The following is a 23,502-nucleotide window of genomic DNA, read 5'->3' on the forward strand; positions in this document are numbered from 1 at the left end:
GCCCGCATACGATTGCAGCAGTACCTCGTCGCTCAAAGTCAGCATCGCCTGCTGGCGCTGCTCCGCCTTTTTCTCGGGAGTCATGCCCAGTTCGCCCGTCTTGTACGGACCCAGCACAGGCAGCAGGTCACGCAGCACGGAATAGTTACCTGGCGTGGTCTTGTCCGATTCCAGCTTGCCCAGGAAATACTTCATGACATGCTCGGACTGGTTGCCCTCCTGCCGCAAGCTCGCCTTGACCATCTTGCCATCCTTGTAGGCCACCTGCGCGTCGCTGCTGGCCGTATCTTCGATCTGGTGGTAGGTATAGTTCTGCGATTCCGTATTGTCCAGCAAGCGCAGCGGCACGCCGGGGACGAGCGTCTCATGGAAACTGGCGCTCAGCTTCGATTGCTGCTGCTGCCTGACCGAACGCTCATCCTGGCTGGCGCCGGCCTGCAGCGTCTTTTGCGACACGTCATAATTGAAGCCATCCTTTTCCGCACTGCGCATGGGATTGCTGAATTTCACGGCTTGAGACACGGAGGCGCTGAAATCGGCCAGCCCCGTCAGGATGGACTTGTCCTCGGCCGCCAGGCGCCACTTGCCCGTCTCGGGACTCTCTGCGACCACCTGCGGCGCGGCGGTATTGCTGTGCAAGGCCGTGAAGCTATCCTTGAGCATGGCCACCAGGCCCGCGTCGCCATGGCCGCGCGACGCCGCCTGGTCGAACTGCTGCATATAGCTGCCCAGCGCCTTGGCTTGCCGCTCCTTGCTGCCCAGGGTGTTGAGCTGACTGGCATCGACCTTCAGGTCCAGGCTGCCGGCCTCGCCGCTGAAGCTGACCTTGCGCTGCGCGCCATCGGCCTGGAAATCCAGGGTTTGAATACTTTCCGGCTCGCCGCGTACCTTGACTTCCGCATGCAGCTTCACCGACTCGAGCACTTGCTGGTCGAACTGCATCAAGCCTTCCAGCTTGATTTTCGGCGTACTTTGTCCCATGCCGTCAATGGCTTCCTGGAAACCCTTCGCCAGATCGCCCAGCGCGCTGGCCTCTGCGTCGCTGAGGTCGCCGCTGGTCGTCATGTTCACGGCCAGGCCGTCGCCCTGACTGTCGAGTGACAGCTTGACTTCCACGCCGCTCTTGGTCGTGATGCTCAGGGACACCCTGTCTTCGCCATTGCCATGCAGGCTGCCGGGCGCGATGCCGGATGCGCCATAGATATTCGGCGTGGTGCTGGGTGGCGGCTGCCGCATCGCCTGCGAGAAATTGTAGTTACCGAGCTTGGCCTGTCCCAGCATGGCCGCGCCCAGACCGCTGAAGCGGCCGCCAAACGCATACGCAGAAAAACTCTTCGTCATCGCTTCGCTGACCTTGTCGCGCGTCGCGCTTTCCCACACCATCGGCGGTTTCACTAACGCTGCCGGGATACTTCCGTTCACGCTCTCCGGGCTGAGAGCAACGATGGAAGACGACGTGGATGCGGGCGATGATGACGCCGACTCCGCTCGGTTAGGCGGAGTGGCCGAGGCCCGCGACGGGGCGCTATTCCAGCTTGAAAGTGGAGAAATGGAGGTCATGGCGCTGTAACCTTGCAAGTGGCGAGAAGATGCATCATAAAAGTTCGATATGGTTAGTTTTTTTGCAATTACCTGGCGCCAGGCAAGCCTTGCGTCACGTTATCTGGCGTGGTGGCAAGTACTGCATGGCAATACTGCATTAACGGCAAGAAACAGCAAAGCATGAGTGTCGGGGAAATGAAACATTTTCATACAGATGGCCCAGCCTCCCCGCAACAAGTTGATTCACTGCCGGGAATGTCTCAAAATGTACCGTATGGAACACAAGATTCTGCGCGCGCCGCTGGCCAGCTTTACCGACTTGTTGCTCGACGCCGTGTGCATGGTCGACGTGGACGGGCGCTTCGTGTTCGTCAGCGCCGCGTGCGAACGCATCTTCGGTTACACGCAGCAGGAAATGATCGGCAAGCTCATGATCGATCTCGTCGCTCCCGCCGACCGCGCCCGCACCCTGGCCGCCGCGCGCGCCATCATGGATGGTCATGCGCAGACGCATTTTGAAAACCGCTACCTGCGCAAGGATGGCAGCCTGGCGCACATCATGTGGACAGCCCGCTGGTCGGCCGCCGACCAACTGCGCGTGGCGGTGGCGCGCGACATTACCCTGCTGAAACAGGCGCAGGCAAAGCAAGCCGCGCTGTACGCCATTTCCGAAGCCATGCAGGCGACACAGGACTTGCCCGCCCTGCTGCACCGCATCCAGCACATCGTCGGCGAACACTTGCCCGCACGCAGTCTGACCTTGCTGCTGCATGACGAACACGGCGCCCAGCCTCCGATGACCTGCCATGCCGACGACAGCGCACCGCAGCCGACGTCATCGCTGGCCAGCCTGCTGTGCAATGAAGTGCTGCGCAGTGGCCGTCCCCTGCTGCTGCAGGCGGGACAACTGGCCGGCCTGCCGCCTGCGCTGCAAATGGCGGCCGATGCCCTGTCCTCGTGCTGGCTTGCCGTGCCGCTGTATTCCTCTCTGGGCAGCATCGGCGTGCTGGCCTTGCAAGGCGGCCAGGACGCCGTCATCGGCACGGAGCAAGACCAGGATTTGCTGCAATTTGTCGCCAAGCAACTTGCCACCGCCATCGAGCGCCGGCAGTTGCAGACGCAAATGCAGTTCATGGCCATGCACGACGAGTTGACCCGCCTGCCGAACCGCCGCCTGTTCCACGACCGCCTGCACACGGCATTCGCGCGCGCGCACCGCCAGGAAGGCCGGCTGTCGCTGCTGTTCCTGGACTTGAACAACTTCAAGCGCGTCAACGACGAGCACGGCCATGCCTGTGGCGACCTGCTGCTGCAAACGGTGGCGAACCGGCTGCGCGATTGCATGCGCGAAACCGATACCCTGGCCAGGATGGGCGGCGATGAATTCGTCGTGCTTCTGGAAAGCAATGTCACGCCGGCCGATGTCAGCCTGATCGAGCAAAAGATCCACGCGGCCCTGGCCGCGCCGCTGCACCTGGGCAACGGACAGCAATTGCAGATCGCCGTCAGCATCGGCGTGGCCCACTATCCGGAAGACGGCGATACCATGCAACTGCTGCTGCGCCATGCCGACCGGGCCATGTACGCATCGAAGCTGCTGGCCGCCGCCTCGCGCTAGGGGGCGCCTGCTCCTGACGGCAGTGCCCCATGCTATACTTTCCCGCGATGCTGAGACTCTTCAAAACATGGCTGATCCTGATGTTGATCACGGCGGTGCCGCTGCAAGCGGCCGCTGCGGGCGCCATGCGGACGTGCGCAGCACCAGCTGCAGCCGAAATGATGGCGGCCTGCCAGCATCACGATGCGCAGTCATCCACCGTCCCGCACAGCGCCAGTTCGCCGGAAAACAGCAAGTCCCCTGCCAAGCACCCCGCGTGCGGCGCCTGCTCCAGCTTTTGCCTCGGCGCGCTGATGCCGCCCGGCCTCGCCCTTCCCGCCGTCGTCGTCAACGGCGCGCAACAAGTCACCACCGCAACGGCCACCTTGCTGACGGGATTCATCCCTGACGGCCCGCGCCGGCCGCCGCGGCCGCTTTCCGCATAAATTTCAAGCACGTTCCAAGCAAGCCACCCAGGTGGCCACGATAGACCTACTTCGTCTGAAAGCAACACATGATCAACCATTTATTAGTGCGCGGCGCCTTCGCCGCCATGCTGGGCCTGCCCACGTTCGCCATGGCGGCCCTGCCCGTCATTGAAGTCTACAAGAGCGCCTCGTGCGGCTGCTGTTCCGCATGGATCAAGCACCTGGAAACGAACGGTTTTACGGTGCGCGCGAAAAATGTCGAGATGCCGGCGCAATACCGCAAGCTGGCCGGCATTCCTGACGCGCTCGGTTCGTGCCACACGGGCCTCGTCAACGGCTACGCCATCGAAGGCCATGTACCGGCCAGCGAGATCAAGCAATTGCTGCGCGAAAAACCCAGGGCCAAAGGCCTGGCCGTGCCGGCAATGCCGATGGGCTCGCCAGGCATGGAAGGACCGCGCAAGGATGCGTATGACGTCTTGCTGGTCAAAAGCAATGGCAGCACCGAGGTCTACAAGCACTACAAATAGGCACTGAGGAGAAATGAAAAACGCCGCCGGAATCGCTTCCGGCGGCGTTTTTTTATCAGGCAGCAGTAAAGAACCTACCGCCTGTCAGTACTGCATCAGATGCTGTCCAGCACGGCATTCAGGCTGGCGCTAGGACGCATGACCGCTTCCGTCTTCGCCGGATCTGGCAGGTAGTAGCCGCCGATATCCGTTTCCTTGCCTTGTACTGCTTTCAGCTCGGCAACGATCTTTTCTTCGTTGTCGGCCAGGGCTTTGGCCACTGGCGCAAAATGCGCTGCCAGTTCCGCGTCGTCCTTCTGCGCTGCCAGAGCTTGCGCCCAGTACATGGCCAGGTAGAAGTGGCTGCCGCGGTTGTCCAGTTCGCCGGTGCGTGGCGATGGCGATTTGTTGTTGTCCAGCAGCTTGCCGGTGGCTTCATCGAGGGTTTTCGCGAGGATTTTGGCCTTCGCATTGCCCGTCTTGATGCCCATGTCTTCCAGCGACACGGCCAGGGCCAGGAACTCGCCCAGCGAATCCCAGCGCAGATGGTTTTCTTCCACCAGCTGCTTGACGTGCTTAGGAGCCGAACCGCCGGCGCCCGTTTCGTACATGCCGCCACCGGCCATCAAAGGCACGATCGACAGCATCTTGGCGGACGTGCCCAGTTCCAGGATCGGGAACAAATCGGTCAGGTAATCGCGCAGGATGTTGCCGGTCACCGAGATGGTGTCCAGGCCGCGGAAGGCGCGTTCCAGGGTGTAGCGCATGGCGCGCGTCTGCGACATGATCTGGATGTCCAGGCCCTTGGTGTCGTGATCCTTCAGGTAAACCTGTACCTTCTTGATGACTTCGTTCTCGTGCGGACGGTAGGAATCGAGCCAGAACACGGCAGGCATGCCCGAGTTGCGCGCGCGCGTGACGGCCAGCTTGACCCAGTCGCGGATCGGCGCGTCCTTGACCTGGCACATGCGCCAGATATCGCCCTCCTCCACCGTTTGCGTCAGCAGCACTTCGCCAGTTTCCAGGTCGGTGATGTTGGCGATGCCGCCTTCGGGCACTTCAAACGTCTTGTCGTGCGAACCGTATTCTTCCGCTTGCTGCGCCATCAGGCCCACGTTCGGCACGGTGCCCATGGTCTTCGGATCGAAGTTGCCATGCCATTTGCAGAAGCCGATCATTTCCTGGTAGATGCGCGCGAAAGTCGATTCCGGCATGACTGCCTTGACGTCTTTCGGACGGCCATCGGCGCCCCACATCTTGCCGCCGATACGGATCATGGCTGGCATCGACGCGTCGACGATGATGTCGTTCGGCGAATGGAAGTTGGTGATGCCCTTGGCCGAATCGACCATGGCCAGTTCCGGACGGTGCGCGTGGCAGGCGTGCAGGTCCTTGAGGATTTCATCCTTTTGCGACGCTGGCAGCGTGTCGATCTTGTCGTACAGGTTGCTCATGCCATTGTTGACATTCACGCCCAGTTTGTCGAACAGCTCGGCGTGCTTGGCGAACGCGTCCTTGTAGAAGATGCGCACGCAGTGGCCGAAGACGATCGGGTGCGACACCTTCATCATGGTGGCCTTGACGTGCAGCGAGAACATCACGCCCGTCTTGAACGCGTCGTCGATTTCCTTCTCGTAGAACTCCAGCAGCGCTTTCTTGCTCATGAACATGCTGTCGATGATTTCGCCCGCTTGCAGGGAAACCTTCGGTTTCAGCACGATGGTCTTGCCCGAGGCCGTGACCAGTTCCATCTTGACGTCGCGCGCCTTTTCCAGGGTCAGCGATTTTTCGCCATGGTAGAAGTCGCCATGGTGCATGTGCGACACGTGGGTTTGCGACGATTGGCTCCACTCGCCCATCGAGTGCGGGTGCTTGCGCGCATACTCTTTGACGGCCTTCGGTGCGCGGCGGTCGGAATTGCCTTCACGCAGGACCGGGTTGACCGAGCTGCCGATGCACTTGCCGTAGCGGGCCTTCAAGGCTTTTTCTTCTTCCGTCTTCGCGTCTTCCGGATAGTCCGGCAGCTTGTAGCCACGGCCTTGCAATTCGCGTACGCAAGCGATCAGCTGACCTTGGGAAGCGCTGATGTTCGGCAGTTTGATGATGTTGGTGTCCGGATTCTGGGTCAATTTGCCCAGTTCAGCCAGGGTGTTCGGGACTTTTTGCGCGTCCGTCAGGAATTCGGGGAATTCAGCCAGTACACGTGCCGCCACCGAAATATCGCTGGACACCACGTCCACGCCGGCCGGCGCGGTGAATTTTTTGATGATTGGCAGCAGGGAATACGTCGCGAGCAGCGGCGCCTCGTCAGTCAGCGTGTAGATGATTTTGGATTTTTGTGTTGCCATGTTCATTCCCTTGTATGCGGTGATGCCTGGTGGTTAACTTTCTTCATTCCAAACACAGGACGGTTAGCCTTGCTTTGGACGGCTAGTGTGCCGGCGGTGACGCCGTGCTTGCCCACCACGTATTTTAGACTGTCCTGCCGCTGTTTGTGTATCCGATGGCGTCGAATCTTATATAAGACAGCAAATATCTGAGGCAGACGGGGAAATATGACGGTTTCAGACGGGAAATCGGTGCAAGCGGGCCGGCAAGCCATGTATGCACCAATGGAAACAAATATGTAAATAGAAATATATTTGAGCAAATCCTGTCCCGCTCACTCGTTTTTGACGATCCCTCGCACGTTCGTCAACGCCAGGCAGACATTCAGGACGATCAGGGCCCAGGCCCCGTCATGCCAGCCCCAGCAGACCCACAGCACATTGCTGAACAGGAAAACCCAGAAGCCGGCAAAGCGCCGCGCGGCCGCGCGCGACCCCACCAGCCAGGCTGCCAGCAGCGAAGCGGCCATGGCGGGCCATTGCAACAGTTCGATGAAGTCGGACATGGCGCCTCCCGTTTGCGAGGAGCGTAGCAACATTTCCGCGATATCAGCGCACGCTTGGCAGACGGCAACTACATTGATATTTATCAAATTGACATCCCGATGCCTGGGCTAATGTCGGTGCCATCTTTGATTTGAAACAGAAACTCTGCTGCCAAGACTCAACCATTCCAGACACAACGCCAGTTTTCGCCAGGCTCTTCATTCCCCAGCTGATAACGCTCGCCAAGTGCCGTAACACGCAGCGTCCCTGTCCCTTGCGTACACGTGCAGGGGCAACTTTTGCTGGCGATTTTGCAGCCTTTTGATTAATGAACGTTAAAAAGGAATTTCGTATGAGCACGTATTCTGACATTTGCATCGTTGGCGCCGGCATAGGCGGCTTGACTTGCGCCAACCGCCTGATCGGCGCCGCCGCCGGCAGGAAACTGCGCATCCGGGTATTCGACCTGAATGCCACTGTGGGCGGCCGCATCCAGTCGCGGAAGATAGACGATGAGGAAATCGCCGAACTGGGCGCCGCCCGCTATTCGCCGCAGCTGCATCCGCATTTCCAGCAACTGATGCAGGGCAGCGGTCTGCCGCATGCGGTCTACCCGTTCACCGAGGTCATCTCCCACGATAGCGTGCTGGACGAGCTGAAGGCGACGCTGGATGAGCTGAGCCCGAGGCTGACAGAGCATCCTAACCTCTCCTTCCTCGATTTCGTCAGCCATTACCTGGGCGCCGCCAAGGCCAGCAACATCATCAAGGCGACCGGCTATGACGCCTTGCTGCTGCCGATGGTGTCGGCGGCCATGGCCTACGACATCATCAAGAAACACCCGGAAACGCAGCACTTCACGGAAAACGCCACCAACCAGTGGCACTATGCCACCGATGGCTACCACGCGCTGCTGTGCCAGTTGCAGCACCAGGCCCAGGTCGCCGGCGTGGAATTCCAGCTCGAACATCGCTTGCTGTCTGTTGAAAAATCGGGCACCGACCATGTGCTCGCCTTCAGCCACCATGGCGACACGCAGATGCACCGCACACGTCATCTGGTGATGGCCATCCCGCCGTCCGCCATGCCGCGCCTGAACCTGGATTTCCCGGCCGCATGGAGCCCGTTCCAGTACGACTCGTTGCCTCTGTTCAAGGGTTTCTTCACTTTCGACACGGCCTGGTGGGATGCGCTTGGGCTGACCGACAAGGTGCTGATGGCGGCAAATCCCCTGCGCAAGATCTACTTCAAGAGCGACAAATATGTGCTGTTCTACACCGACAGCAAAAGCGCCAGCTACTGGCGCGACAGCCTGGAACTCGGTGAAGACGTGTACCTGGAGCGTGTCCGCAGCCACCTGGAAGAAGTCCTGCCGCTCGATGGCCAGCCGCTGCCGCGGATCAAGGCGCACTTCCACAAGTTCTGGCCGCATGGCGTCGAGTTTTGCGTGGAACCGGAAGCCGAACACCCGGCCGTCCTGCTGCACCGGGATGGCATCATTTCCTGCTCGGATGCCTATACCGCGCATTGCGGCTGGATGGAAGGCAGCCTGATCAGCGCCCAGCACGCCAGCGGCCTGTTGCTGCAACGGCTAGATCAACTGGACGAGGTCGCGGCCGCCAATGATACCTTCATCACTTCCTCGACCGAGCGCGCATGAGCCTACTTGACTTCCCCCGCCTGCATTTTCGGGGATTTGCCCGCGCCAATGTGCCGACGGGGAATCGCAATACGCACGGCAACATCGATATCGCCACGAATGCGGTATCGATGGCGGGCGAGGCCGTCGACCTGAGCCGGCCACCGTCCGAATTCCATGCGCACCTGAAACAGCTTGCCCCCCGCTTCAATGCAGAGGGCAAGCCCGATCCGGACGGCATCTTCAGCCAGGCGGCAGGCTACAATTTTTGCGGCAACAACCATTTCTCGTGGGAAAACGCGCGGATCACGGGCGTCCAACTTGGCACTGGCGAGGTCGATACGCAGGACGCGCTCGTGGGCGCCAAGCTGGCCCTGTGGGGGCACTACAACGAGTATCTGCGCACGACGTTCAACCGCGCCAGGTGGATCGACAACAATCCATCGCAGCCGGACACCACGCTGATCTACGCCGGTCAGTTCACCTTGAGCGACAAGCTGGCCACGCCCAACACGCCCACCTTGTTCACAGCCGATATCGCGCAGGCGCACTCGGTACGCTGGCTCGGCAGCGGCCATGTCACGGAACGCAGCGGGCATTTCCTGGACGAGGAATTCGCCCGCTCCAGGCTGTTCCAGTTTTCGGTGGCCAAGCAAGATCCGCATTTCCTGTTCAATGGGGATCTGCCGCTGCCGGCCAGCATGCAGGCCTTGCGGCAAGCCCTGGACGACGACGCGGTGCTGGGCCTGACGGTGCAATATGCGCTGTTCAATATGTCGACGCCGCTAAAACCCGATTCACCCGTGTTCTACGACTTGGCCGGCAGCATCGGCCTGTGGCGGCGCGACGAGCTGGCAAGCTATCCGGCCGGCCGCCTGCTGCAGCCGCGCCAGGGCAGCCTGGGGCCGGTGCTGGTGAAAATGCATGCGGACCGCGTCACTTTCAACATGCCGACGGCCATTCCCTTCACCACGCGCGACCCGCGCGCCGTCTCGGAACAGCATCCCACGCATGCCTTGGGCGACAAGCAGGCGCTCGGCGACCTGCTGCTGCAGGACGGCGCCGGCACCTTGCTGGCGCGGATACCCGAGCAGTTGTACCGCGACTACTGGCGCCATCACGGCGTCTTCGACGTGCCGCTGCAGCACGCTGGCGCGGCCACGGGTTCGCTCAGCCTGGGCAGCGCGCAGGCGCAGTGGGACGAAGCCGACTGGGTACTGCAATCGGACAGCAACCAGTTGTACCTGGAAGCGCCGAACCGCAACAAGCATGAGCAATTTCCGCAGACGATCACCGTGCAAAGCCGCTTCCGCGGCGAGCTGGCGGCGCCTGTGTCCCTGCCGGCGCAGGCCGAGGACGGCGCGCTGCTGGCCGTGGAGCAGCAGCCATCGCCGCTCGGACATGGCTACACGGCGCTGACCCTGACGGGGCGCCAGCCGGGCGCGACCAGGATCGTGCTGGGGGCAGGCAAGGATAAGCAATACCTCGGCGTGCGCGTGCTGCCCGACGACTGGGACCTCGACGACGTACCGGCCGAACAGGTCGACTACGCCTTCCTCTACCGGCATGTGATGAGCTACTACGAGCTCGTGTATCCATTCATGTCGGACAAGGTCTTCAGCCTGGCGGACCAGTGCAAGTGCGAAACCTATTCTCGCCTGATGTGGCAGATGTGCGATCCGCAGAACCGCGACAAGAGCTACTACATGCCCAGCACCCGCGAACTGTCGCTGCCAAAGTCGCGCCTGTTCCTGAAATACCTGACGCAGGTCGAGGCAAAGGCCAAGGCGGCGGTGCCGGAAACGGGGGTACCGCCTGTCATCGGCAGCAAGGCCGAGCTGATCGAGGAACTGAAAAAGGCCATCGACCTGGAACTGTCGCTGATGCTGCAGTACCTGTATGCCGCGTATTCGATTCCCAATTATGCGCAGGGGGCGGCGCTGGTGCAGGCTGGCCGCTGGCTGCCGGCTGAGCTGGAGTTGGCGTGCGGCGCCGAAGACCGGCGCCGCAACAGCGGCACGCGCGGCGCGCTGCTGGAGATCGCCCATGAAGAAATGATTCACTATTTATTGGTCAACAATGTGCTGATGGCGCTTGGCGAACCGTTCTATAGCGGCACCCCGGTGCTGGGCCAGTTGGCGCGCAAGCGTTTCGGCCTGGACACGGAATTTGCGTTCGAGCCATTTTCCGAACACGTGCTGGCCCGTTTCGTGCGTTTCGAATGGCCCGACTACATTCCCACGCCGGGCAAATCCATCGCCACCTTCTATATCGCGATCCGCCAGGCCGTTGCCGACTTGCCCGGCCTGTTCGAGAGCGGCGGCGGCAAGCGCGGCGGCGAACATCATTTGTTCCTGAAAGAACTGACCAACCGCGCCTATCCCGGCTACCAGCTGGAAGTGTCGGACCGCGACAGCGCGCTGTTTGCCATCGACTTCGTCACCGAACAGGGGGAAGGCGTGGCCGTCGATTCGCCGCATTTCGCCTCGTCGCACTTCCAGCGCCTGCGCGCCGTGGCCGGCAAGTTTTCAGCCTGCGGCAAACCGTTTGAGCCGGCGCTGCCGGCGCTGAAGAATCCCGTGCTGGAAGCGCGTGCGGACTGCACCGTGGTGACCGACCGGAAGGCGCGCGCGCTGATGCAGCTGTATCAAGGCTGCTACGAACTGACCTTTTTGATGATGGCGCACCATTTCGCGCAGCGGCCGCTAGGCAGCCTGCGCCGCTCGCGCCTGATGAATGCCTCGATCGACATCATGACCGGTCTGTTGCGTCCCCTGTCGGCCGCCCTGATGAACATGCCGTCCGGCGTGCCCGGCCGCCATGCGGGACCGCCCGTGCCAGAGCCCGTCAGCAGCCTGATCAGCAGCGACTACAGCCTTGGCTGCAACATGCTGGCGCAGAAATGCCAGGCGCTGGCGCAATGCGCGCGCGGCCTTGAGAGCGATGTCATCGGCATGGCGCCGATAGAGATGTTGGAGTTTTTTAATCAGCAACTTACCGATTTATCTCGGGGAAAGATGTCAAGAGAGGCTTGAAATGCATAAAATCATTATCGTCGGCGGAGGCCTGGCAGGTAGCCTCAGCGCCATTTATCTGGCGCAACGGGGACACGATGTCCACGTTATCGAAAAACGCGGCGATCCGCTGCTGGAGAATGCCGCAAACGCCGACCCGGTCAACTCGCGCGCCATCGGCGTGAGCATAACGGTACGCGGCATCAAGGCCGTCCTGGCAGCGGGCATCGGCAAGCAGGAGCTCGACCAGTGCGGCGAACCCATCGTCGGCATGGCATTTTGCGTGGGCGGCCGGCACCGCATACGCGAGCTGACCCCGCTCGAAGGCCTGTTTCCCCTGTCGCTGGACCGCACCGCCTTCCAGCGCCTGCTGAACCGGCATGCCGCCCTGCACGAAGTGAAGTATTACTTTGAGCATAAATGCCTGGATGTCGACCTGGAAAGAAAGATCGTGCTGATCCAGGGCCCGGACGGCGCCTTGCAGCAGCTGCATGGCGACCTGGTCATCGGCGCCGACGGCGCCCACTCGGCCGTGCGGCGCGCCATGCAAAGCGGCGTGCGCCGTTTCGAGTTCAAACAAAGTTACTTCCGCCACGGCTACAAGACGCTGGTCTTGCCGAACGCGGCGGATCTGGGTTTCCGGAAGGATTTGCTGTACTTCTTCGGCATGGATTCCAAGGGCCTGTTTGCCGGCCGCGCGGCCACCATTCCGGACGGCAGCATCAGCTTCGCCCTGTGCCTGCCCTACATGGGCACGCCCAGCCTGGGCACGCTCAACCGCGAAGCCATGGCCGACTTCTTCAGCCGCTACTTCGGCAACCTGCCGCCGGACCGCCGCAAGGAAATGCTCGACCAGTTCATGGCGCTGCCTAGCAACGACCTCATCAATGTCCGTTCCAGCACCTTCCACTACAAGGCCAATATCCTGCTGATCGGCGATGCGGCGCATGCCACCGCCCCATTCCTCGGACAAGGCATGAACATGGCGCTGGAAGACGTCCATGTCTTCGTTTCCCTGCTGGAAAAGCATGGCAATGCCCTGGGCCCTGCCCTGTCCGAGTTCACGCAACAGCGCAAGGTGCAGGCGGACGCCATGCAGGACATGGCGATCGCCAACTATGAAGCGCTGAGCAATCCGAATCTGATTTTCTTCCTGCAGACGCGCTACACGCGCTACATGCACAAGAAATTCCCCCGTGTTTATCCGCCAGACATGGCGGAGAAACTGTACTTCACATCGGTTCCTTACGATGAATTGCAGCAAATCCAGAAGAAACAAAACGTTTGGTACAAACTTGGAAGGGTAAATTAATGAACATTCTCGTTATCGGCGCAGGCCCCGCAGGACTGCTCTTCGCCAGTCAGATGAAACAAGCCCAGCCCGGCTGGAATATCAGCATCACGGAAAAAAACACCCCGGAAGAAGTGCTGGGCTGGGGCGTGGTGCTGCCGGGACGCCCGCCGCGCCATCCGGCCAATCCGCTCTCTTACCTGGAGCAGCCGGAACGGCTCAATCCGCAGTTCCTGGAAGAATTCAAGCTCGTGCACCACGACCAGCCCAACCTGATGAGCACCGGCGTGACCCTGTGCGGCGTGGGACGCCAGGCCCTGGTGCAAGCACTGCGCGCCAAGTGCGTGGCGGCCGGCATCGCGATCAGTTACGAAACGCCGCCGGCGCCCCGGGCGCAGCTGGAAGCCGAGTACGACCTGGTGGTGGTAGCGAATGGCGTCAATTACAAATCGCTGGAGTTGCCGCCAGCGTTGGTGCCGCACATCGATTTCGGCCGCAACAAATACATCTGGTACGGCACCACCCAGCTGTTCGACCAGATGAACCTGGTGTTCCGCAGCAATGAGCAAGGCATTTTCATCGGCCATGCCTACAAATACTCGGACACGATGAGCACCTTTATCGTCGAATGCAGCGAAGAAACGTACGCCAGGGCCGGGCTGGAAGCGCTGTCCGAGCGCGACGCCGCCGCATATATCGCCAAGACGTTCAAAGCCGAGCTCGGCGAACATGGGCTGCAGAGCCAACCGGGCCAGGGCTGGCGCAACTTCATGACCCTCAGCCGCGACCGGGCCTGCGACGGCAAGTTCGTCCTGCTCGGCGATGCGCTGCAATCGGGGCATTTTTCCATCGGCCATGGCACCACCATGGCGGTGGTGGCGGCCCTGCTGCTGGTCAAAATCCTCAATACCGAAGCTGGCGCGGCCGCCGCCCTGGACAGCTTCAATGCCCGCGCCGTGCCTCTGATGCAATTGTTCAAGGACCACGCCAACGCCAGCCGCCTGTGGTTTGAAACCGTAGGCGAGCGTATCGACCTGAGCAATGCAGAGCTGACCGACAGCTTCGACGCCCGCCGCAAGGACTTGCCATCGCTGCAGGAAGCGCTGATGGCCAGCCTAGGCTACGCGCTGGGCCGCTAGGGAGATACCATGCCGACACACCTCTCCCCGCCGCTGCTGCCGATGCAATGGAGCAGCGCCTATGTTTCCTACTGGACGCCGATGCAGGAGGACGACCAGGTCACGTCCGGCTATTGCTGGTTCGACTATGCACGCAACATCTGCCGCATTGATGGCCTGTTCAACCCCTGGCCGGAAAAGGAACATGGACACCTGCTGTGGATGTCGGAAATCGGCGACGCCAGGCGTGAACAAAGCCGCAAGCAAAAAGTGGCTTATGCACGGCAGGCGCAGGCAACTGGCGAACAGCTGCAGGGAACGGCGCTGGCCGACGAGGTGACGCCGTTTCAGGCGCTGTTCCTGCCGCAAGCGGTGCTGCTGGACGGCGGCGCCCGTCACGACGGCCGCCACAGCGTGCTGGGCCGCGAGGCGGATGCCTGGGTAGTCGAGCCAGCGGGCAAGCCGCCATCGGTGTTTTACCTGGAGGCCGATGGCAACCGCCTGCTGCGCATGGTCACCGGCAATGACCCGCAGCACCGTTCGGTACGCGACTTTCCCAACCTGTCTGTCAGCGACATTCCGGACAGCGTCTTTACGTCTTGCAACACCTGACCAGCACGTGGCGCGCTCCGGCCGCATGAGGCGGGAGCGCGCCACGCCTAGCTAGTGTTTTTATTATTACTCTCGAAGGATATTGCTATGCCGCTGGTTGTTTACATTCTGGGGTTGACGATCTTTTCGTTAACCACCTCCGAATTCATGGTGGCGGGCATGATGCCGTCACTGGCCCTGGCCATGGACGAACCGGTGACACGGATCGGCTATCTGATCTCCCTCTACGCCATGGGCATGGTCATCGGCGGGCCGCTGAGCACCATCGTCCTGCTCAAGCTGCGCGTGCCGAACAAGCAGGGGCTGCTGTGGCTGCTGGGCTTTTATGTCCTGGCCCAATCCGTCGCCGCCTCCGCCACCAGCTATGACATCCTGGCCGCCGCGCGGGTGGTCACGGGCGTGGCCGCCGCCACCTGCTTTGGCCTGTCCCTGGCGATCTGCGCCGATATCGTCAGCCCCAACGCGCGCGGACGCGCCGCCGCCGTCGTGATCGGCGGCCTCATGCTCGCTTCTGTGGTGGGCGTGCCGGTCGCCACGCTCATCGACCAGCACCTGGGATGGCGCGCCAGCTTCTGGCTGGTGGTGCTGCTCGCGCTGATGTGCCTGGCGCTCATCAGCGCACTGGTGCCGCCCTCAAAACCATCCGAAGTCGTCAGCCTCGGCAAGGAGCTGAGGGAATTCCGCAACCGCCACCTGTGGGCGGCGTACGCCAGCAGCGGCCTCATCATCGGAGCGATTTTCGCGGCATTCAGCTACTTCGCGGCCATCCTGACGGAAGTTACCGGTTTTCCGACGTCCGCTATCCCCTGGCTGCTGGGCGTCTACGGCGTCGCCAATGTAGTGGGCAATGGCGTGGTCGGCCGTTATGCGGACCGCTACACCACCGTCATCATGGCCTGGGGCATGGTCATTCTGAGCATCAGCCTGGCGCTGTTCGCCGTCTTTGCGCACGACAAGACCATCAGCGTTGCCCTGCTGGTCGTCACGGGCCTGGTCGGCATGTCGATGAATCCCGCCATCATCGCCCGTGTGATGAAGACCGCCCATCCGGGGCCGCTGGTCAACACCGTCCATACCTCTGTCATCAACATCGGCCTGGGCGCCGGCTCATGGCTCGGCGGCCTCGGCATCGCCGGCGGCTACGGCTTGCGCTCGCCGCTGTGGGTCGGTGTCGCGCTGGCCATACTTGGCCTCATCAGCTTGCTGCCTTACCTCGGGCACAGGCCGCGCGATTCGGTACTGTCGCATTAGCGGCTGGCGGCGCGCTCTTAGTTGCTGACCGGTTTGATGCGTCTGGCGCACGTCGCCAGCCAGCACAGGATGGCGCCGCCGCACACCATCGCCGCGCCTTGCCAGAAAGCCAGCGACAGCGGCGTGCGCAGCAGCAGTGACGACAGCGCGGCAGACAGCACGGGGATGAAATACGAGGCGCCAGCCAGAATCGTGACATTGCCGTGCAAAATGCCCACGTTCCACGCGGCATAGCCAAAGGCCATGGCGCCGGCGGCCAGGACCAGGTAGATGATGGCCTCGGCAGTAAACGCCATGTGCCCGCCCCCTTGCAGCCAGTATTTGATCCACAAGCTGAGGGAAACGAGGATGAAGAACAGGGTCACGCCGTTCTTGCCCTGCGCGAGGCGCGCCGTCACCGTGCAATACGCGGCCCAGATCAACGCGCCCGCAAAGGCCAGGCCATAGCTGAGCGGATTGCCGCACACATTGGCCACGGTGCCGGCCAGGTCAACGCCCTGCTCGCCGCCCAGCACCCAGCAGATGCCGGCGACGGACAGCAGGAAGCCCGGCACGATCAATAAATTGCTCTTTTGCCCGTTGAACAGGATGGCCGCGACAATGGTGAAGGTCGGCCACAGGTAATTGACCATGCCCACCTCGATGGCTTGGCGCGCCGTGCTGGCATAGCCGATCGACAGCGCCAGGCACAGCTCATAGGTGACGAACAGCACGCTGCCCCAGAGTAGGTAGCGCCGCGGAAACTCGCTCAGCCTCGTATAGCCGACGGACAACAGCAGGAACACCGACGCTACGCTGTACATCATCGCCGCCCCGCCCGTGGGGCCCAGCAGGTCGCTGACACTGCGGATGAGCCCGATAATGGCGCTCCACAGCAGAATGGCGCCCAGCCCGGTCAAGGTGGCCTTGTTGGTGTTTTTCATGTTTATATCATTCAGGTGAGGCAATCAGGCGCTCGGCGATACCCGCCAGGCGCCGGGCTTGCGAGACCATACACGGTGTCGTTCGCCAGGGCAATCTGCAGTGACAATTATTGAGATTTCATCAATTATTTGCGGATACTATGTCTTTCAATAACTAAACTTAAAACAGGTGCATTCATGTCCGCTCCCAAGTTAGTGTCCGCCAGCCTCGCCGTCCTGTTCTGCGCCACCGCGGCCGCCGGCACGCCCGCCTACCAGCCCTTCCCCAAGGGCTATGGCTATCTGGAACCGGCAGAAACCCGCGCGCTGCAAACGGCGATCAAGACAGGCGACAACGCCGTCGTGCGCGCACACGGCTGGCGGTTGTGGGCCGGCATCATGCAGCCGGCCGCCGGCCTGGACTGGCCAGTCTGGTACACCTGGCCCAACGGCACTGACGCGTTCGCCGACACGGCGGCAGTGACCGGCACTGCGGCAACCGCCACGGCGGACGTGAAGCCAGCCAAACGCCGCATGGGTCGCCTGGGGGCGAGCACATTGACTCCCGTCAACCTGGAAAACACACCGTTTTACCGCATCCCGGAACAGGTCATCGCGGCGTATCCTGGCGCCATAGTCCGCACGACGGAACGAGGGAAAGTCAAAATCAGCATCCGCGACGGCATCCACTTCGCCTTCAACGGCGATATCATGATCGCGACGGAATCGTTGAGCAAGGAGGCGCTCGCATTCATCCGCGACCCGAAACAGCCCGTCTACAAGCAAAGCACGCTCAACGCCCTGTACAGCAAGGACGATCCGGCCAAGCGCGTGCATAACCTGAATGCGCCAGCCAGCTATGTCGTGACCAAGCACATGTATTGGCCCGTGAAAGCCAGGGGACTGACCGCCTTGCCCGTGTGGCACGACGACTTCAGCGCCAAATATACCGGTTATGCGGGCTACGAACAGTGGCATACGGCCGTTGCCATCGACCCGGACGGCAAGCAGGTCGGCCAGATGGCCAAGGTCAGCTACCTCCATGGCGTGTACAAGCACGACACCACCACGCCATGGCCCCTCATCACCAAAGCCGCCAAAGTATATGGCTTGCAAGACTTCTACCACCACAAGGTGAGCGAAGCCGACTGGGCCAGTTTCGACGAAGCCGACAAGGCCATCATCAACGCCGCCAGCTACTGGCTGAACGGCCAGCCATTCGGCGCCGGCGACTATCTGGTCACCGTCGCCATGCACATCAATACCAAGGAAATTCCCAGCTGGGGACTGCAGAGCGTGTGGTGGTCGGATCGTCCTGACAGCATGCCGTATGCCGCCAACCGTCCCGCCGGCCTCCAGGCCCGGGGACCGTGGAAACACTATTTGCTGACGGAAGCCTACGGCATCCCGGAAAAAGGCAATCCGGAACTGCTCCCCGTCGCCACCAACCCGTACATCGAACTGGTGACGCACCCGGTCGGCACCAGTTGCTACACCTGCCACGCCAACGCAGGCTGGCCAGCCAGTTCGCAAGCGATGACACCAGGCGTGGCCAGCTATCAAAATCCAAAGTGCCCGAACCTGCGCGCCTCGCTCAACCCCAAGAGCTCCTGCCTGGCGCCCTTCACCCTCACGGATTTCCAATGGATCATCCCGGATCGGGCGGTGGGCAATTAGCATACGCAAGCAATTGCCGCCTCCCGGATTGATGCCGGGAGGCGCATCCTGACGATTCAGGCCGCCTCCCCGAACAGTCATCTTGTCGCGGCAATTATCGGCATGAACAGCTTCGCCCTCGCCGCTCGCTACGGCACGCTGGCGGCAATGTCCCGTCAAATGACCGTTGACACAAAATTATTCACCCCCTCTGTGTCGGGATCGTTGTCGCGTCGCCTGATTTACCGTAGGATTGCCAAATAGCATACTTATTGAACGCGATCGCGATTGCTTACCAGACAAGCAGCACATCCTGCACTGGCGGCTTTACATCCTGCGTCCAAATACACCGCGATTGAAATCGCCGACCAGAACACACTTTCAAGAAAAACAATGCGAAAACCTCGTTCCATAATTATTTTTACCATGTTGGCCAGCTTGGCCATGCCTGTATTCTCGGCCGATAAGCCGCTATCTTTGCCAGACCGCTTGGCCGCCCTTCGCACGACTATCGCAGTCGATCATGGAAAGATGGTTGGTCCAGGCGCGGCAACATTGATGGACGCGGGTCTGGAAAGCCAATTCGTACTCATCGGTGAGGACCATGGCATTGCAGAAATTGCGCATTTTTCGGCGGCATATTTTGAAGAATTGGCAAGTCAAGGATTTACGACGCTTATTGTCGAAAATGGGCCGGCTGTTGCCGATGCTTTGGAAAAAACATTGAAGTCCAATACTGGCGTCGCTGGCATAGCAGCATTTAATCAGGCATATCCCGTCGCTACTGCTTTTTACAAGTGGCAGGATGAAGCGCAATTCCTGGCCCGTATCGCTAAAGCCGCCGGACCATCGTTCCAATTAGTGGGAATGGATCAGGAACTCATGGGCGCTTCGAAATATTTGCTCGACCAAATGGCGGCGCAACCGCTTGGTCCTTTGGCGAAATCAAAAGTCGAGGCCTTTCGCAAGCTTGAAAGCGACGACTATCGCCGAGCGTCGGAAAGCGGAGACCCAAGAGAGCTTTTCATGGTCAAAATCAAAGAAGAAGAATTATTCGCGTTACAGAAGCTGCTCACAACACCCAAGGAAATGCCCGCCCTGGCGATGTTAAATTCCTTGATTGAAAGCCGCAGCATTTATATTAAAAACATGACTCCGGGACAAGGGTATTCGTCGAATACACAGCGTGCCAGGCTGATGAAGCAGTATGTGACCAGCCATTTGACGCTTGCGCCCGCACAGCGAATGCTGCTGAAAGCCGGCGCAATTCATGTATTCCGAGGTTATAACCCGCTTGGTGCCGGCAGCCGGGAGATCGGCAATTATTTGGCTGAATATGCGGAAGGCCGCGGACAAAAATCGCTGCATGTGTTGGTGCTGGCTTCCAAAGGCCAGCAGGCGCAATTTGCTGGCATTGGGCGCGCGTCGGCTACAACAGAAATCGGAAAAGTCGATACCAAATCCGCCATGGCTGGCGTATTGCCCTTCTTTGCCGCAGCGAAAGAGCATAAGGAATGGTCATTGTTCGACGTGCGCCCCTTGTTGGGATCGGCTAAATCCCTGGCGAATGGAGACAGCAGTGTCCAAGGCATGATTCAGGGCTACGATTTTGTACTGGTCATTCCCGATGGGAACGCAACGTCGGACCTGTGACAATATCGCCATCGGTCATCAGCCAAGCGCTGCCGATCTTGCGTCATGATGGCTCGATCTGAACCAGGACGATCTCCCCAACGGCGATCCAGGCAACTCGAGTCCCTGGGAAGGACACAGGAATTGGCATGCCGTCAGCGTGCCTTTTTCCACCTGCTCCACAACGCTCAGTTTCAAAACCAGGCTGTCATCTCGCTGACTGCGTCGAAACCCTTGTTCCACCGGACACTCCTTTCTATCGTGAAAAAGTGTCAACTCATTCCAGGATGGGTCACACGCAATAAAAAAGCCGACCACATAATGTGTCGGCTTTAATATGTCTTGCGAATTCTTGGTGGGAAGTGCAAGTTTCGAACTTGCGACCCCTGCAGTGTGAATGCAGTGCTCTACCCCTGAGCTAACCTCCCGAAGCGAGGCGAATTATCGCATAGGTGTTGCGGCATCTGCAAGGGCTGGCAAGAGGAAATTTGCCATGCGCCGCTTTTTTCTCAGACGGCCGCTGGCGGCGCCGTGACGGCGGTCCAGATGCACTGGCCTTTGGCGGCCTTGTCGAGGCCGGCGATGGTGGCTTCGTGGGCGGCCAGTTCGTCGGCCGTGGCGCTCTGGAAGATGACTTCGGCCAGGGGCACGATTTCCAGCACGGCGCCGTCCGCGGCCACTTCCACTTCTTCTTCCATGCTCAGGCTGTTTTGCCCGCGCGTCATGGCCAGGTAGACGTCGGCCAGCAATTCCGAGTCGAGCAGCGCGCCGTGCAGCTTGCGGTGGGCGTTCGAGACGCCGTAGCGGTCGCACAGGGCGTCCAGCGAGTTGCGCTTGCCCGGATGCATTTCCTTCGCCTGTACCAAGGTGTCGATCACGCCAACCACTTGCTCGTGGACTGGTGGCAGGTTCAGGCGCTTGAATTCCGCGTTCAGGAAGCCGATGTCGAACGGGGCGTTGTGGATGATCAGTTCTGCGCCGGCGATGTAGGCACGGAACTCGTCGGCGATTTCCGCGAATTTCGGTTTGTCGCTGAGGAATTCCGTCGTCAATCCGTGGACGGCCAACGCGCCCTCTTCCGAATCGCGCTCCGGATTGATGTAATGGTGGAAATTATTCCCCGTCAACATGCGGTTGCTCAGCTCGACCGCCCCGATCTCCAGGATGCGGTCTCCCGTGCGCGGGTTCAGGCCGGTGGTTTCAGTATCGAGAACAATTTGACGCATGGCGGATTCAGTCGTAAAAGCAAAAAGCGAAGGGCACAGTATAGCAAACCTGCACCCTTCGATTACGCCCTGCTCGCTGTTTCGCGGCAGGAATTTTTAACATCAGGCGCGCACGGTTTCCACGCCCAGGTTGGCCAGCTGATCAGCCCGCTCATTGCCCGGATGGCCGTTGTGGCCGCGCACCCAGCGCCATTCCACTTCATGGACGGCCTGGGCCGTATCGAGCGCTTGCCACAGGTCGACGTTTTTCACGGGCGCCTTGGCCGCCGTTTTCCAGCCGCGCGCTTTCCAGCCGTGGATCCATTCGCTGATGCCCTTCTGGACGTACTGGCTATCGGTATACAACACCACCTGGCACGGACGTTTGAGCGCCGTCAAGGCTTCGATCACGGCCTTCAATTCCATGCGGTTATTCGTCGTATTCAGTTCCCCGCCATAAATTTCTTTCTTGGCGCCATCGGCCACCATCAGTGCACCCCAACCGCCTGTGCCGGGGTTGCCCTTGCATGCGCCATCGGCGTAAATCTCTACCTTGTCTTCAAACTTAGCCATCTTGCTGTTCCCGCCTTTTATTCGTGACCGGTGCGCCTGCGGGCGCCGTCGCCGGTTTTTTGGTCCACGCCGGACCGATCAAACGCATCCCTTTGACGCGCTTGATCGCCTGCACTATATACACTGCGCCCAGATATGGCCACCAGCGCGCACCGGCCCTGTCCATGAAAGCGTTGCGGCGCAGCCATTTTTCTGTCCTGCAGGCAGGTGCGTAGCAGCCGAAGTAGCTTTGGCTGACGCCCATGTTCAGCAATTTTAACCAGTCTTTCATGCGCGGCATAGAGATCAGCTCGCCTGCCTGCGGCAGGTAATGGCGTCCCGTGACCCGTCCCAGGCCCTGGCGCATGCCCCACAGGCTGGCCGGATTGAAGCCGCAGACGATCACCCGCCCTTCCGGGATCAGCACGCGCTCGACTTCGCGCAAGACCTGGTGAGGCTCGGCGGCAAATTCGAGTACGTGCGGCAAGACCACCAGGTCCAGGCTTTGCGAGTCAAACGGCAGCTCGTCGAAGGCCGACACGAGGGTCGGGCGACGACCCTGCGGCGACTGCAAAGGCAGGCGCGCATCGAGCAGCCATTTGTTGGGCATGCGGTTGGCGGCCAGCGCGTCGAGCTGGGGCAAGCCGATCTGCACGGCATTAAAACCGAAGATGTCGACGGTCAGGCTGTCGAGGCATTGCTGCTCCCAGGCGCGCACGTACAGACCGGCCGGCGTCTGCAGCCAGCCGTCAAGCGCTATAATGGATTTTTCGGATGCCGCACTGTCCATTCAGTTTTCTCTTTTGCTCATGACACACTCCCCTGAACACGCTTTATCGGTACTTGCCGTGCCCGCCTTTGCCGACAATTACCTGTGGCTGATCCATGACGGCCGCCACGCCGCCGTGGTCGACCCCGGCGACGCGACGCCCATCCTCGATGCGCTGCAAGCCCATCAATTGACCTTGTGCGCCATTTTACTCACGCATCACCACGCCGACCACACGGGTGGCGTGCCTGAATTGTTGCAGCATTTCGCCGTCCCCGTCTTCGGCCCGCGCAATGAGGCTATCACAGCCATCACGGAACCGCTTGCCGAAGGCGATGTCGCCCACGTGCCCGAGCTGGGCTTGCAGATGAGCGTCATCGACGTGCCCGGCCATACCAAGGGCCATATCGCCTACGTGCGCCAGCGCGACGAGCGCAGCGGCGCGCCGTGGCTGTTTTCCGGCGACACCCTGTTTGCGGGCGGCTGCGGCCGACTGTTCGAAGGCACGCCGGGCCAGATGGCCGATTCGCTGGGCAAGCTGGCCGCCCTGCCCGACGATACCGAGGTATTCTGCGCGCATGAGTACACCTTGTCCAATTTACGCTTTGCCAACGCCGTCGAGCCGGGCAATGCAGCCTTGCAGGAACGCATCGCCATCGATACGGAAAAGCGCCAGCAGGGTTTGTCGACCGTGCCGTCGACCATCGCCCTGGAAAAGGCCACGAATCCCTTCCTGCGCTACCGCGAACCGGCGATCCTGACCAGCCTGAAAGTGGAAGGCAAGCTGGCGGCAGATGCCTCACCCGTGGAAGCGTTTGCCGCGCTACGGATGTGGAAGAATAATTTTTAAGCGAACTCTTCCACAATAAAAAATCCCGGCAGATGCTTAAGGCATCGCCGGGATTTTTTATG

The 23,502-nt window shown here is 60.7% G+C and carries 20 protein-coding genes and 1 tRNA gene; 13 read left to right on the forward strand and 8 right to left on the reverse strand.

The features are described 5' to 3' along the window. A partial coding sequence (locus VM94_RS07665) for a hypothetical protein (RefSeq protein WP_160309283.1) occupies positions 1–1,422 on the reverse strand: 1,422 nt, incomplete at its 3' end. A gap of 22 nt (positions 1,423–1,444) precedes the next feature. Between VM94_RS07665 and VM94_RS29310 the strand changes: the two genes are divergently transcribed. From VM94_RS29310 to VM94_RS07680, 4 genes are all read left to right on the forward strand, one after another. Further along, positions 1,445–1,570, forward strand: coding sequence for a hypothetical protein (locus VM94_RS29310; protein WP_260687175.1), 126 nt, complete (start codon positions 1,445–1,447; stop codon positions 1,568–1,570). 246 nt (positions 1,571–1,816) lie between these two features. Next, entirely contained in the window at positions 1,817–3,160 is a 1,344-nt protein-coding gene (locus tag VM94_RS07670) for a sensor domain-containing protein (protein WP_046682910.1), read from the forward strand. 80 nt (positions 3,161–3,240) lie between these two features. Next, positions 3,241–3,585, forward strand: coding sequence for a hypothetical protein (locus VM94_RS07675; protein WP_138829112.1), 345 nt, complete (start codon positions 3,241–3,243; stop codon positions 3,583–3,585). A 68-nt stretch (positions 3,586–3,653) separates the two neighbouring features. Then, the gene (locus VM94_RS07680; protein WP_046682911.1) at positions 3,654–4,097 is read left to right on the forward strand and encodes a DUF411 domain-containing protein; all 444 of its coding nucleotides are present in this window, start codon (positions 3,654–3,656) and stop codon (positions 4,095–4,097) included. Positions 4,098–4,192: 95 nt separating this feature from the next. Here VM94_RS07680 and VM94_RS07685 read toward each other — a convergent pair whose 3' ends face one another. After that, complete coding sequence (locus tag VM94_RS07685; protein WP_034756379.1) at positions 4,193–6,424, reverse strand: NADP-dependent isocitrate dehydrogenase; 2,232 nt, start codon at positions 6,422–6,424, stop codon at positions 4,193–4,195. A gap of 314 nt (positions 6,425–6,738) precedes the next feature. Continuing rightward, complete coding sequence (locus VM94_RS07690) at positions 6,739–6,969, reverse strand: hypothetical protein (RefSeq protein ID WP_046682912.1); 231 nt, start codon at positions 6,967–6,969, stop codon at positions 6,739–6,741. Between the two features lie 332 nt (positions 6,970–7,301). On the opposite strand from VM94_RS07690, the gene VM94_RS07695 reads away from it, so the two are divergent. The 6 genes from VM94_RS07695 to VM94_RS07720 all read left to right on the forward strand — a co-directional run bounded on the left by VM94_RS07695 (position 7,302) and on the right by VM94_RS07720 (position 15,874). Then, complete coding sequence (locus VM94_RS07695) at positions 7,302–8,609, forward strand: FAD-dependent oxidoreductase (RefSeq protein WP_046682913.1); 1,308 nt, start codon at positions 7,302–7,304, stop codon at positions 8,607–8,609. After that, positions 8,606–11,623: an iminophenyl-pyruvate dimer synthase VioB gene (vioB, locus tag VM94_RS07700; protein WP_046682914.1), complete on the forward strand. Its 3,018-nt coding sequence runs from the start codon at positions 8,606–8,608 to the stop codon at positions 11,621–11,623. The genes VM94_RS07695 and vioB overlap by 4 nt, the downstream gene beginning before the upstream one ends. A 1-nt stretch (position 11,624) precedes the next feature. Continuing rightward, entirely contained in the window at positions 11,625–12,914 is a 1,290-nt protein-coding gene (locus VM94_RS07705; protein ID WP_046682915.1) for an FAD-dependent oxidoreductase, read from the forward strand. After that, on the forward strand, positions 12,914–14,032 hold the full coding sequence (locus VM94_RS07710) for a hypothetical protein (protein ID WP_046682916.1): 1,119 nt from the start codon (positions 12,914–12,916) through the stop codon (positions 14,030–14,032). Before VM94_RS07705 ends, VM94_RS07710 begins: the two co-directional genes overlap by 1 nt. A 9-nt stretch (positions 14,033–14,041) precedes the next feature. After that, a complete protein-coding gene (vioE, locus tag VM94_RS07715; protein WP_046682917.1) occupies positions 14,042–14,623 on the forward strand; it encodes a violacein biosynthesis enzyme VioE in 582 nt (193 codons plus the stop codon). Positions 14,624–14,710: 87 nt separating this feature from the next. Then, a complete protein-coding gene (locus VM94_RS07720) occupies positions 14,711–15,874 on the forward strand; it encodes an MFS transporter (protein WP_046682918.1) in 1,164 nt (387 codons plus the stop codon). A 17-nt stretch (positions 15,875–15,891) separates the two neighbouring features. On the opposite strand, the gene yddG is transcribed toward VM94_RS07720, so the two are convergent. Next, positions 15,892–16,797, reverse strand: a complete 906-nt coding sequence (gene yddG, locus VM94_RS07725; protein WP_046682919.1) for an aromatic amino acid DMT transporter YddG — start codon at positions 16,795–16,797, stop codon at positions 15,892–15,894. A gap of 177 nt (positions 16,798–16,974) precedes the next feature. On the opposite strand from yddG, the gene VM94_RS07730 reads away from it, so the two are divergent. Beyond that, on the forward strand, positions 16,975–18,453 hold the full coding sequence (locus VM94_RS07730; protein WP_052755610.1) for a hypothetical protein: 1,479 nt from the start codon (positions 16,975–16,977) through the stop codon (positions 18,451–18,453). A 267-nt stretch (positions 18,454–18,720) separates the two neighbouring features. After that, the gene (locus VM94_RS07735; protein WP_138829113.1) at positions 18,721–20,085 is read left to right on the forward strand and encodes an erythromycin esterase family protein; all 1,365 of its coding nucleotides are present in this window, start codon (positions 18,721–18,723) and stop codon (positions 20,083–20,085) included. Positions 20,086–20,417: 332 nt separating this feature from the next. Here VM94_RS07735 and VM94_RS07740 read toward each other — a convergent pair. From VM94_RS07740 to VM94_RS07755, 4 genes are all read right to left on the reverse strand, one after another. Further along, positions 20,418–20,492 (reverse strand) — tRNA-Val (locus VM94_RS07740). A gap of 81 nt (positions 20,493–20,573) precedes the next feature. Beyond that, positions 20,574–21,290 carry a DNA polymerase III subunit epsilon gene (dnaQ, locus tag VM94_RS07745; protein ID WP_046682921.1) on the reverse strand — a complete coding sequence of 239 codons (717 nt, stop codon included), beginning with the start codon at positions 21,288–21,290 and terminating at the stop codon, positions 20,574–20,576. 102 nt (positions 21,291–21,392) lie between these two features. Further along, positions 21,393–21,842, reverse strand: coding sequence for a ribonuclease HI (rnhA, locus tag VM94_RS07750; protein WP_046682922.1), 450 nt, complete (start codon positions 21,840–21,842; stop codon positions 21,393–21,395). Continuing rightward, positions 21,835–22,611 (reverse strand): class I SAM-dependent methyltransferase, encoded by a 777-nt coding sequence (locus VM94_RS07755; RefSeq protein ID WP_046682923.1) that lies wholly within the window; start codon positions 22,609–22,611, stop codon positions 21,835–21,837. Before VM94_RS07755 ends, rnhA begins: the two co-directional genes overlap by 8 nt. A 19-nt stretch (positions 22,612–22,630) precedes the next feature. Here VM94_RS07755 and gloB point away from each other — a divergent pair, with 19 nt between their 5' ends. After that, entirely contained in the window at positions 22,631–23,440 is an 810-nt protein-coding gene (gloB, locus tag VM94_RS07760) for a hydroxyacylglutathione hydrolase (protein WP_046682924.1), read from the forward strand. Positions 23,441–23,502: the final 62 nt, after the last annotated feature.

Source organism: Janthinobacterium sp. KBS0711 (assembly GCF_000988085.1).
GTDB lineage: Bacteria > Pseudomonadota > Gammaproteobacteria > Burkholderiales > Burkholderiaceae_D > Janthinobacterium > Janthinobacterium lividum_E.